This window comes from Vibrio sp. 10N.222.55.A1, assembly GCF_041473835.1.
Taxonomy (GTDB): Bacteria; Pseudomonadota; Gammaproteobacteria; order Enterobacterales; family Vibrionaceae; genus Vibrio; species Vibrio crassostreae_C.
Window position 1 is genome coordinate 43124 of sequence record NZ_JBFRSX010000015.1, and the last position, 12701, is coordinate 55824.

The 12701-nt window shown below is 44.9% G+C and carries 11 protein-coding genes; 4 read left to right on the forward strand and 7 right to left on the reverse strand.

The genetic code is table 11. The features are described from left to right. Positions 1 to 143 precede the first annotated feature (143 nt). Both AB4493_RS04535 and AB4493_RS04540 read right to left on the reverse strand, forming a co-directional pair. Entirely contained in the window at positions 144 to 1481 is a 1338-nt protein-coding gene (locus tag AB4493_RS04535; RefSeq protein ID WP_372154575.1) for an MATE family efflux transporter, read from the reverse strand. Positions 1482 to 1690: 209 nt separating this feature from the next. After that, complete coding sequence (locus AB4493_RS04540; RefSeq protein WP_136982302.1) at positions 1691 to 2560, reverse strand: GyrI-like domain-containing protein; 870 nt, start codon at positions 2558 to 2560, stop codon at positions 1691 to 1693. Between the two features lie 115 nt (positions 2561 to 2675). Between AB4493_RS04540 and AB4493_RS04545 the strand changes: the two genes are divergently transcribed. From AB4493_RS04545 to AB4493_RS04560, 4 genes are all read left to right on the forward strand, one after another. Further along, positions 2676 to 3824, forward strand: a complete 1149-nt coding sequence (locus tag AB4493_RS04545) for a PLP-dependent aminotransferase family protein (RefSeq protein ID WP_017061551.1) — start codon at positions 2676 to 2678, stop codon at positions 3822 to 3824. A gap of 262 nt (positions 3825 to 4086) precedes the next feature. Next, complete coding sequence (locus tag AB4493_RS04550; protein ID WP_017065056.1) at positions 4087 to 5076, forward strand: rhodanese-related sulfurtransferase; 990 nt, start codon at positions 4087 to 4089, stop codon at positions 5074 to 5076. A 201-nt stretch (positions 5077 to 5277) separates the two neighbouring features. Further along, on the forward strand, positions 5278 to 5535 hold the full coding sequence (locus AB4493_RS04555) for a YdcH family protein (RefSeq protein WP_009846137.1): 258 nt from the start codon (positions 5278 to 5280) through the stop codon (positions 5533 to 5535). A 96-nt stretch (positions 5536 to 5631) separates the two neighbouring features. After that, positions 5632 to 6156: an N-acetyltransferase gene (locus AB4493_RS04560; protein ID WP_065583568.1), complete on the forward strand. Its 525-nt coding sequence runs from the start codon at positions 5632 to 5634 to the stop codon at positions 6154 to 6156. Here AB4493_RS04560 and manA read toward each other — a convergent pair. The 5 genes from manA to uhpT form a co-directional block, all read right to left on the reverse strand. Continuing rightward, positions 6153 to 7358, reverse strand: coding sequence for a mannose-6-phosphate isomerase, class I (gene manA, locus AB4493_RS04565; protein WP_372154576.1), 1206 nt, complete (start codon positions 7356 to 7358; stop codon positions 6153 to 6155). The genes AB4493_RS04560 and manA overlap by 4 nt on opposite strands. 291 nt (positions 7359 to 7649) lie before the next feature. Continuing rightward, positions 7650 to 8990 (reverse strand): MFS transporter, encoded by a 1341-nt coding sequence (locus AB4493_RS04570; protein WP_065583566.1) that lies wholly within the window; start codon positions 8988 to 8990, stop codon positions 7650 to 7652. Positions 8991 to 8998: 8 nt separating this feature from the next. Beyond that, on the reverse strand, positions 8999 to 10495 hold the full coding sequence (gene uhpB / locus AB4493_RS04575; protein WP_372154577.1) for a signal transduction histidine-protein kinase/phosphatase UhpB: 1497 nt from the start codon (positions 10493 to 10495) through the stop codon (positions 8999 to 9001). Beyond that, positions 10495 to 11103, reverse strand: coding sequence for a transcriptional regulator UhpA (gene uhpA, locus AB4493_RS04580; RefSeq protein ID WP_372154578.1), 609 nt, complete (start codon positions 11101 to 11103; stop codon positions 10495 to 10497). The genes uhpB and uhpA overlap by 1 nt, the downstream gene beginning before the upstream one ends. 147 nt (positions 11104 to 11250) lie before the next feature. Continuing rightward, complete coding sequence (gene uhpT / locus AB4493_RS04585) at positions 11251 to 12645, reverse strand: hexose-6-phosphate:phosphate antiporter (RefSeq protein WP_017061544.1); 1395 nt, start codon at positions 12643 to 12645, stop codon at positions 11251 to 11253. Positions 12646 to 12701: the final 56 nt, after the last annotated feature.

Sequence of the window (12701 nt, forward strand, 5' to 3'; positions counted from 1 at the left end):
GACATTGAACTGTATCGCGTTTTACTTACAATTTTATTGACCATTTATAGTGAGTCATTACATACAAAAAAGCACTCACTAAATTTATCGTGTAAAAATAGTAAAGCGCTTTCATAAAATATTACAGGTGGTGATTAGGTTACTTAGTTAATGGCACCATGAGCGGTATCTTCGACTGGGTAACACTTCTGCTTAACTTGTGCGATGAACGGATACAGGAACGCAATACGCCCAAGATAGAACAGAGTAAACGCCAACCACAAACCATGATTACCCCAAATATCGACGGTGAATGCCTGTACCGCTAAGAATACCAACAAAGTCTCGATGCTTGAGTCTCTAACCGGACGCGTGGTTCCCGTTCCGGTAAAGATGCCGTAAACCGTTAAGCCAAAGCCAGCCACTAGCGGGAACACAATCAGCCACGGGGCCATCTCTTGGTACAGCGTGACCAGCGCTGGAATATCGGTAAACAAGAAAACAATCATGTCTTTGAATATCAGGGTTAAAAGCGTCAGCGCAGCAATGAAACCTGCCGTCCATTGGAAGTTAAGCCTTAAAACACGATCAAGCATTGAAGGGTTCTTCTGTCCTACCGCCTTACCTGCAAACACACTCGATGCGTTGGCAATACCATCAAACATATAGCTGACAATGAAGGTCACCTGCATCAAGATCGCGTTAGCCGCTAGAACATCGGTACCCAGTTTAGAGCCAGTACGCGCCATCATGTTGAAGAACACCAAGATACAAATGGTGCGAAGCAATAGATCGGTATTCGAAGAGATGATTGTCGATAGGTCTTTCTTGGTCATCTTCGAGCCTTGCAAGAACTCAGAGATCGAAATATTGCTGGTCTTCATCACCAAGGTCACACCAATCGCAAAGGTGGTAACTTGTGCAATCAAACTTGCGTAAGCCACACCTGCGACACCCAAATCGAAATAAAGTACAAACACCGCATCCAAGACAATGTTCAACACATTACCAAACACTTGTGTATAAAGAACGTCTTTGGCTTTCGCCTGTCCCATTAACCAACCAATAATGGTGTAGTTAAGCAACACGAAAGGCGCGCCATAAATCAAAATACTGAAGTAGATATGCGCGTGCTCGGCTACATTGGCTTCAGGCTCTATCACCCACATTGCGCCTTGCCAGATGAGTGGTTGTATCAAGATAAAGATCAAACCCACTAAACCAGACAGCACAAACGGACGCATCAAGCTACCCGCCAAATCAGTGCGGTTTCCCTTACCCAGTGCCATCGCACTTTGGCCCGTGGTACTGACACGGAAAAAACCAAACAACCAATACATGGTGTTCATAATGATGGTGCCGATCGCTACGCCACCAATCAATTCAGCAATACCAAGTTGGCCAATAACAGCGGTATCCACAGCACCTAACAGAGGTTGTGTCACCGTTGAGATGATGAAAGGGAAAGCGATTTTCAGATAATCTTTGTGGGTAATGGTCATATTCTATCGGGTGATATTAAGAACTATTTGCAATTAGAACGAAATGCTATCGTTTAATCCGTACGTTGTCATCATTTACTTAGAGTAGATTATCAACAAAGCATCTTTATCTTAGGCCAACTGCATAAAATCGTTAGCTGCTATTGGTTGTGCTAATTTGTCTCAACAAAAGATCAAAGTCTGGTTCAACAAAACAGCACAACCATCGATTAGTAAAAGCTCACGGGAAGGTAAAAATCGAGTTCGAATATTTCATCACTATTAAGAAAGTGATTCTGATGATAATGCACATACGCGGGAGTCGAGCGCTGTTTGAAACCAGATGTGGGTAGCCACTTTTCTAACACCATACTGATCTGTGGTAGCAGCTCACCATAGCGGCCATTCAGTCGAAACACCGCATGCAAGCCTCCTGGGATCACCATCTGGTTCACGATACTGCGATACTTAATCGGTTCATCAATCGCGATACACGCGACATAACGACACTGATCCATCTCAACCCAAGCAGGGTTTGAGTGATGCAAACCAAATTGACTTGAAAAATCACGCTGTTCTGAATTCGCCCACGCTTTCAATATCAACCACGCATTGCGAATGGATCGATTATATCCCGTATGTCGAACATAGGCCGCCATCCGTTCAGGCACTTCAATAATCTTAGGTTCAGGTAACACTCGCTGCGCAACATTCAAATAGCCCGCCGCCACTTCGGGATCTTTTAAATAGGGTTTTTCTGCTACTTGTAAATCGTGTTTACGCCACTCGCCCGGAGACATATTAAAGGTCGCTTTAAATGCTCGACTAAACGAAGACACCGAGCTAAAGCCACATTTATGGGCGATCTCGACCACTGACGAGCTGGTATCAAACATCAATTGGTTGGCTGCATACTCCATTCGAGTGCGTCGGATATATTGATGCAACGACTCCCCGACCACGCTTTTAAAGGTGCGATGAAAGTGCTGTTCTGAATAGGCCGCTATCTCAGATAACTCTTTGGCAGACAAAGGCTGACTGATGTCTTGGTGAATATGGAACAGGACATCATTGATTCGCGATATGTGTTGACGTGACATCGTTTAAATAGCATAAATGGACATGTTTAAGAGCATAAACGGACACGCTAGTTTTTACAATTGCCGTGTAATATCAAGCGATAGAATAAAAACGATAAACGACGAGACACAACACATGGAAATCGCACAGTCATTACAACAGATTCAATCTTCATACATTCGGGAGATCCTCGCAGCCGCAAGTGATCCAAATGTTATCTCATTGGCCGGTGGTTTACCGGACGAGAAAACATTCCCTATCGATTTAATGAAGCCAACGCTAGAAAACCTAGCGAACATGCCTGAAGTTTTCCAATACGGCTCTACTGCCGGTTACGGCCCGTTGCTTGACCACCTAACACAAAGCTACCAATTGCCAGAGTCACACACGGTAATGATTTGTACTGGCTCTCAGCAAGGTTTGGATTTGATTGCGCGTGCGTATGTCGATCCAGGTGATGTGGTTGTGATGGAAGCGCCAAGCTACTTAGGTGCGATGCAGGTGTTTGGCCTAGTTCAAGCAAACATTGCGACCGTGTCTCAAACCGAATTTGGGCCGAATCTAGATGAATTGGAAACATGCTTTGCACAGCAAGCGCCAAAAATGTTCTACGCGGTGCCTGATTTTCACAACCCAACCGGTGTGTGCTGGGCAACAGAAACTCGTCAAAAAGTGGCTGAGCTGTGTATCAAATACAACGTGGCATTCATTGAAGATGCGCCATACCGTGAGCTACGTTTCACAGGCACAGAGCTGCCGTTGGTTTCTTCGTTCTGCCCTGATAACTCTATCGTTCTTCGTTCATTCTCTAAGATTGCATCGCCAGGTCTACGTATTGGCGCGGTAACAGGTAAACGCAGCTACCTTGAACCACTGATCAAAGTGAAGCAAGGCGCTGACTTACACTCAAGTGTACCCATGCAAGCACTGCTTGTTGGTCTTCTAAAACATGAAGACTTTGGCGTACACATGGAGAACATTCGCACCCTGTACAAGTCTCGTTATGAAGTGCTGTTCTCAGAGCTAGAGAAACAACTGCCTGCAGATTGCGTGTTAAAAGCCGTCGATGGCGGGATGTTCATTTGGGTTGAGATCCCAGAGTGCGACACCTTCGAATTGGCTAAAACTCTATTATCGAATGGTGTGGCGGTTGTACCAAGCCCAGTATTTTATCCAAAGGCTGATGAAGCAAAAGCTGCACTGCGCTTAAACTTCACTAACGCTAAACCAGAAGAGCTGACTGAAGCGGTGAAACGCTTAGCGGAAGTACTTAACCAAGCGTAATCGCTGATTAAGTAAGACAGATTCAACACCAAGCCCTGCTGTATTTGTACAGCAGGGCTTTTTCGTTCCTCAAACCATAAATCCACAATAAAAAAGGCGTTATATAGCCCTACGTTTGGTTGGTTTTTGTCCCGCACCGCCTTGGTTATACTGCGCCTGATTTTAATAAGCCAACAAGACAGAACTAAGTTGAAATACTCAGTTCTGATCAAAACAGGCAACCGCTCTGGATTTACGTTCCAGCTCGCAGAAAGGAAAAACCATGTCTCAATATGTTGTATGTGCTCTGTATAAATTCGTAGCACTTGATGATTACCAAGAAATTCGCCAGCCACTAACCGACGTGTTAGAAGCCAACCAAATCCGCGGTACTTTGTTACTTGCGAGTGAAGGCATCAACGGTACCGTTGCAGGTAAGCGCGAATCTATCGACGCCCTTCTTCAATGGTTCAAACAAGATTCTCGCTTGGCTGATGTTGTTTACAAAGAGTCGTTCAACGAAGAACAACCATTCAACCGCACCAAGGTTAAGCTTAAGAAAGAGATCGTAACCATGGGCGTTGAGGGCATCGACCCACGCCACGTTGTCGGCACTTACGTGAAACCAAACGAATGGAACGCATTGATCTCTGATCCTGATGTGATTCTGGTTGATACTCGTAACGACTACGAAGTGGACATCGGCACCTTCAAAAATGCTGTAAACCCAAACACAGAAACCTTCCGTGAATTCCCTCAATACGTTGAAGACAACCTTGATCCTAAGAAGCACAAGAAAGTTGCGATGTTCTGTACTGGCGGTATTCGTTGCGAAAAATCAACAGCCTACATGAAAGAGCAAGGCTTTGATGAGGTTTATCACCTTGAAGGCGGCATTCTTAAGTACCTAGAAGAGGTACCTGAAGAAGAGAGTATGTGGGAAGGCGACTGCTACGTATTTGATGGTCGAGTTGCAGTAAACCACCAGCTAGAAAAGAGCGGTTACGATGTGTGTAACGCGTGTCGCCTGCCAATCACTGACGAAGACAAAGCCTCTAAACACTTCGAGAAAGGCGTAAGCTGCCCTAAGTGTATTGATAAGCACAGCGACGAGCAGAAAGCCCGTTTCCGTGAACGTGAAAAGCAAGTTCAACTGTCGAATGCTCGTGGCGAAACCCACGTAGGCGGCGAAGCTGCTCACCTTATCGAGCAACGCAAAAAAGAGAAGCTTGCACACAAAGAGCAGCAACGCTCTGGTAAGAAAGCAAAGTAAACTTTCTGCTTTAAACTCTTATAGTTCTAAACATATAACTATAAATAGTTAGCTATATACATACAAAAGGGCGCAAGTTCGAGGATAATCCTACGAGTTTACGCCCTTTTTTGATCGCTTTACGGCTTTGTGTTTTGAACCACATTTCTTTCGAAAAATTACTTCTATACTGTTAATAATTCGACTAGAGAGGAAGTGCCAATGCTCAATGAAAACCATGCCTTTATCTTAGATTTCCCAGATCTTAAATTAGACATTGTTCAGCTCAACCACGACGACGAAAAATTCAAAGCAGACATGCAGAAATACCACCAACTCGACTACGACATCCGTCAGCTAGAAATCTCTGGCAGCCCTATCGATGACGACAGCATGCACAACCTCAAAGTAGAACGCATGGAGCTAAAAGACTCGCTACACAAACAGCTCACACGCCATCACGCGCTTAAGATCGTATAGAAAAATCAATCCAAGACTTTATTCTTAGCCATGCATCACGCATGGCTTTTTGGTTTCATCACTTCGCAAATCTAAGCTAATTCGGCTTCTTCAATTATGTTACTGTTTGCTTATTCAAAGGCGTTTGATAAGGAAGCGGTAAAAGTGGCAATGAAAGAAGAGAACATACAACTCCAACTCGCTTCAAATTCTGAATTCGATGAACTGTTTGCGTGTGTTAAACAAGGTATCTTCATACACGTAGATAGCGTTTTCGGCTGGGATGACGACTTTCAACGTCAACGACTTTTAAACGAATACCATCCATCTTGGTTTCATTGGGTATATCGCGAAAATAAAAGAGTGGGGCTCGCCTGCTTTAAACCTTATGACAACGCATACCATATTCATTTGCTGATCATTTTCCCCCAGTACCAAGGTCGTTCGCTTGGCAAGCAAGTCATGACTCTCATACATAAAAAAGCTATGGCAGAGCAACTTAGTCAAGTCACTCTATCGAGTTTTAAAAGTAATGCTCGTGCTATTAACTTTTATCAATCGCTTGGCTATCACGTTGTTGATGAAGGAGATGATGATTTTGTGGGGATGGAGCTCAATCTATACCACAAACACCATCTCTAATTAAACGCCCTAGCCACTCGCCCATTACTGCTCAGTACATAATGACCAATATAAGCTGGGATAAATACCGATTGCCCTTTGGTGAGTGTTAGGTGTTCACCTTTCTGACTCATTAACGTTAAATCATCATCTATTGCCATCAAAATTTCAGCACCGCTTGTGATCACTTCTTCTTGCTTTGGGCGATGAAAAATATTGAAATCAAAGTCACTAACTGGGATATCATAGCGATCACATTGACCTAACTTTGAAGGTGCTAACAACAAGCGTTCGAACGGGATTGGTGTAAACTCTGTGCAGGCAACCAACTCAGCGACATCAATGTGTTTTGGCGTTAAGCCAGCTCGCAGCACATTGTCTGAATTGGCCATAATCTCGAGCCCAGTCCCCTTGATGTATGCGTGCGGAGTGTTTGCATTCAAATACATCGCTTCACCCGGCCGTAGTGTGATCAAGTTAAGCAGCAGAACGCAAAACAAACCGATATCATTCGGGTACTGGTGGCTAAGCTCAGTAACCAAAGCAAACTCAGATTGACCTTGGTGAGCGGCTGCGTAAGCCAGAAGTTGCTCTAATGCTCGGTGTTTACGTTGGTCATCTAGAGTTAACAGCTCACGGAAAAATGCTTCTAAGCCTAGAGAATCAAGGTTGTTGCAAAATTCTTCAACCAAACCAGCCAGCTCGCTCGAATCCAACTTTCTGAACAACCCTAATATTTCATCGAATTCTCGAAAGCCATTCATTGCTTGATATTCAGTGATCGCGTAAACCAATTCAGGTTTGTGGTTAGAGTCTTTGTAATTACGATGCCCTGCAGTCAGAGGGATTCTTGCTTGCTCTTCTCTTGCAAATCCAACCTCTGCTTGCTGCTTGTTTGGATGAACCTGAACAGATAGCGCTTTTTCTGCTGCCAATATCTTAAATAAGAACGGCAGTTCACCAAACGCCTGCGCAATATCGGTTGATAGGTAGGCCGATTTATTCTTGTTAATCAGCTCAGATAGAGGCACTAAATGTTGGTCCAGCTTGACCATTGAGCAACCTTTCGGATGCGCTCCCATCCAAACTTCCGCTTGCGGCTCTTGTGACTCATTCTGAAAGCCAAACAGTTCACGTATCGAAGAAATGCTCCCCCATGCATAATTTTGGATGGTGTTTTCCATTGGGAAAAATGAGTGTTCTGAGAGGTGGCTGAGTGACATGGCGTTTTCCGTAGTGAGCCCTTTGAACACAATTCAGAGAGCTGATTTCTAATAACGTAAATAATTAGAAAGACTACAGAGCTCGGCTAGAACCCACATGAGATGAGGTCTTAGACGCAATAGGAAAAATTCTTAGAAACAGGTGAGACCGATGAAAAGCGTGAAAATAGTCACATTTGAATATCACGAGTAGAAAGCGCTGAGAATAAGATAGCGGCTTGTATCGCACTGATTACAGCAGCGATACAAGCATCTGAATACAAACACTAGTGACTATCTTGTTATCGTTCCTTAAAAACCAGAGCGAGCTTCTGCACTTTTCTGAGGTGATTGAGCTTGTAGGAAAGGCAGTAACAGCAAGCCAATAACGGCCGCACAAGTAGAGATGGTAATGAAGAACCCACTCCAGCCGTAAGCTTCTAGAACGAGCGCTAATGGGTAACCAGAAAGTGCTGCTCCCATATAAGCAAACAAGCCAACAAAACCTGTCGCCGCCCCGGCAGAGTCTTTATGTGAACATTCCGCCGCCGCCATGCCAATAAGCATTTGAGGGCCAAAAACAAAAAAGCCAACGCAGAATAGCCCAGCCGCTTGAAACACAAAGTTGGTTAAAGGCATAAGCCATAAAGCCGAAACCGAAAGGAAGATGCCAATCGCAAACAAGATGTTCATTGGACCGCGGTTGCCACCAAACAACCTATCCGATCCCCACCCAGCAACAAGTGAACCAACAAAACCTCCTATCTCGAACAGAGACAAGGCAGCGTTGGCGTTGATCAAACTGTAATCGTGTTCTTCGGTGAGGTATAAATTGCCCCAGTCGTTAACTGCCGTTCTTACGATGTAAACCAACACATAACTAAAGGCGAGCAACCAAATGTACTTATTGCTGAACACATAGGTTTTCAGGATCTCTCGATAGCTTAACCCTTGCCCATGGCTCTCTTGCGCTAATTCCAGGTGATCACTGCGCCACTTCCCTACCGTCGGAAGTCCCATGGTGGTGGGCTTGTCACGTAAGCGCCAGCAGACAATAAGACCGATAAAAACACCAATCACACCCGGCCAGATAAACCCAGCTCGCCAACTGAACTGCAGCGTTAGATAACCCACAAGAATAGGGATAAGCGCTCCACCAACGTTGTGCGCTGTATTCCAGATTGCCCAGCGAAAGCCTCTTTCGGAGCGAGAATACCAAGTCGTCAATAACTTGGAACACGATGGCCAGCCCCAACCTTGGAACCATGCATTCAGTACCCATAGCGAGATAAAAGCCGCTAACGAACTCGAAAAGCCAAACGCGATGTTTATCAGACCAGTCGCGATTAGGCCAAGCCCCATGAAGTAACGAGGGTTCGACCGATCCGATATCGTGCCTGAGATAAATTTCGATAAGCCATAAGAAAGATAAAAGAGCGTGCCAATTAAGCCGATATCGCCTTTGTCCAAACCTAGATCGGTGATCATTGCAGGCGCGGCGTAATTAAAGGTTTTACGAGTGAAGTAAAAACCCGCATAGCCGACATACATTCCTATCATGATGTGAAGGCGCCAATAGCGATAACTCTGATTGACCTCATCATCAGTTAGAGCATCACTCTCTGACGTTGTTGAGCGCAGAAATCCAAACATATTCGTTCTCACACTTTAGGTAATGTAACGCTGATATTGGTACCCGAAGACGAGCCATTAGCGTTGATTGTCATCTTGCCGCCGAGCGCCTGAACACGCTCTTGCATACCACGAACACCCATTCCTTTGAGAAGATCTTGCGCTGTAAAACCAATGCCATTATCTGTGATCTGAAGGTAAGCCTGGTCACCTAAAATCAGTTCAATTCTGATCTCGCTCGCGTTGGCGTATTTAGAGGCATTATTTAGAGACTCTTGGCACAGCCTGAAGATAGTGACCTTAAGCGTGTCACTCAAACACGAGTAATCTCCTTGCCAATTTAACTGGATATCAACGCCGTGATCCGAGAACTCCATCTCTCGAATAAGCTGTTCCACGGAATCTTTTAAGTCCAGATCGTCCAACATCTTAGGTCTTAATTTTGTAAGTAGACGTTTGGTGGTGTCATAAACATTCAAAGATAATGATTCAATGGTACCCGCACAGCGAACGCTCATCTCAGCCGCGTCGACGCGTTTAATAATGCTTGCCTGAGTACGAATTGCCGTGATGTTTTGGCCGATTTCATCATGCAGTTCACGTGCAATATCACGGCGAACCGACTCTTCAGCGGTAACTAACTGACGTGAAAGATTTTGATTTCTAGAGAGCTCACTTCGCAATTTCGAGTTGAGATCTTTCTGCTTTTGAACCGCTAAACCAAGCAATATACCAGTGATGGTTTGAGCAGATAGAGACAAGAGCAAATCGGTAATTTCGAGTTTGGACGTTCCACTATGAGCAGCAATCAGCGCGACACTATTTAGCATTGTTGCAAGCAGAGCGCCTTGCCATCCGTAACGAACGGCGAGCAAGATAATAGGGATCGCCATACAGAACGGGGCAAAGCGCCTTAGCTCATCAGGCAAACTGGTTTGTATCAAAATACTGGCGACCAACAACACGCTATATAAAGCAATATGACGGATTTTGAACTCAACAACATTGTTGATTAAATAAGAGCTCAGTGGCGCCCACTTATTTTGGAATAGATAGTTCCAGACCAGATAACACATCGGCACCAGCATCAGTCCACCCGTGATACTCGCTAACCACACCATGTAAACGGCTGGTACATGAGAGCCCACCACGGCAACATTAATAAATGCTGTGACCATGATTAAGCTCGCCATCACTAACAAGTGACGATTTTGGTCACCAGAATAATAACGCTTGGCAATTAGAGTGGCAGGAATACTCAACCCACTGGCGATGAGTATCGTCAGCCATTGAGGTTCATCAAGTAGCAGAGCTAAAGCGATCGCAAGCCCCCACTCTGCAATATAGATAGCGGGCCAATAGTGAGTGCGAGTGTGCAGCGTCATTCCCAATCGAAGTGAAAACGGGAAAAGCAGAATGGCTAACTCAGGGTCATTAATGAAATAGAAGGCAATAACCCATAAACAGAACCATGCACAGCCAGCCATAAAAACCCCACACAGGGAGGTGGCTAGATAGGAACGCATTAGTACTGGTCTTGTGTGAACAATTTAGCTAACTCGACGTTGTTCTTAACATTGAGTTTGTCCATCGCATTGGCTCGATGTACATGCACCGTTTTATGGCTAACTCCTAGCTCTACGGCAATAGATTTTACATCGAGCCCTGTCGCCAATAACTGACACACTTCGCTTTCTCTGCGGGTGAGCTGATTTAAAGAGGCTTTATTCTTCACGGGCGTCGCAAGCTTTATGGCGATATCGGGCGTGAGATAACAGCCACCATTTGCGCTCGTGTGTACGGCTTGGATTAACTCATCAGGTCTACAGCGCTTGCTGAGATAACCTTTGGCTCCTAACTCTAATGACTTCTCAACCATCGCCGGAGAGTCATGTACGCTCAGCATGATACTGGCAATGCCTGATGGAATCTCTTCCAATAAGCTCAGGCCACTTTCGTCTTGCATTGAGATATCTAAGATCACGACATCAGGGTGACAACTTGGCAATCCTAGGCGCGCTTCTGCCGCAGAGTTGAATTCCCCCACGACCGTAATATCAGCTTCAAGACTGAGTAATTGAGCAAAGCCAGATCGAACAATGACGTGGTCATCAACAAGCGCAACATTAATCATGATATTAACCAAAATTAAGAGTAAGAAAGAAAAATAGCCCCAACAGGAGCTATCTAAAATTAAGTTTATTAATAGAGATGATACTGAATCGAACTAACGATTGGTATGATCTCACGTGCTTTAAACCAATAAAGCACGTGAGACTCGCTACGCGTTTTGAGACGCTAAGTGTATTTTCTTAGCGTGGCGAATCTTCTTCTCTTCCGCAACCGCAACGAATAGCAGTAACACGATACAAATGGCAGCTGACGTATCAAGCGCTGCGAACGTGCCTTTCCAACCCGTTAAGCCAAAAATAGGTGTGCCGTCTGCAATCATACCTAGGCCAAGTTTGGCAAAGCTGTCACCAATTAAGTAAGCAAATGTACCTTTCACGCCATCCGCAACGCTGATTGCTTTCTTAGGCACGAAACCTACTGCAGCAACACCAATCAGCAACTGAGGACCAAATACTAGGAAACCAAGCACAAACAGTGATGCTAGGTACATGAACTCACTGGTTGCATGCTGGTAGAACTCTAGCGAAACGATAATCAGGCCAAGCGATACACAAGCAACCAAAGCACGGCGTCCGTTCGCAAGGTCTGACAGATAACCCCACATTAACGTACCGACCAGTGCACCAACCTCAAACAGAGTGAAGCCTGAAATCGCGGTTTCTTTTGATAGACCTAGCTCTTGATACGCATAAACGGTAGACCATTGATCGATACCGATACGAACAATGTATAAGAAGATATTCGCGAAGCAGAGCAACCAGATCACTTTGTTTTTCAGGATGTATTCAACAAAGATCTCTTTCTTAGTCATTTGATTTTCTTCAGCAGCCGTATCTTCTTCGCTGACTTCTTCATCAAACAACTCTTCAACCGTACCTAGACCATAGGCTTCTGGAGAGTCATTACCAAAGCGCATACCAATAAAGCCAACCACAATCGCAATGATTGATGGGAACACGAACATACCGATCACGTTGCCATCAAAAAGGTAGTTAGCACCGAACAGAGCAACACCAGCGGCACCTGCGCCACCCACGTTGTGCGACATATTCCAAAGGCCTAAATAAGAACCACGCTTGTTACGAGGCGTCCATTTAGTGATGGTCGAGTAGCTTGAAGGACCGCCGGTACTTTGGAAGAAACCACTCAACGCATAGAAGGCAACCATCAAGAATAAGCTAGCACTGCCACCGCCCATACTGAAGCTGAAGCCCAACATAGCGATACCAGAAAGGACAAGCATGAATGGCAGGAACTGCTTGGTGTTTTTACCATCGGCATAATAGGAAACGACGGTTTTACCGATACCGTAAGTGATAGAGAAACCCAGACCGATAAGACCTAGATCCGTCATCGATAATCCATAAGTAGAAATCATGTCGTTTTGCGCGACATTGAAGTTCTTACGGATCAAATACATGGTTAGATAACCAATGAACACGACGAGGTAAGATTGTAGGAATGGTTTAAACCACATTTTTCTTCTAGTTTCGACCGGAAGATCCAGCGTCGGTTTTCGAACCTGATCTAGGAACTTTAACATTGTGAACTCTCTTATTTTTTGTGAGGTCTGCACGGCATAATTGCGGCCATACATTG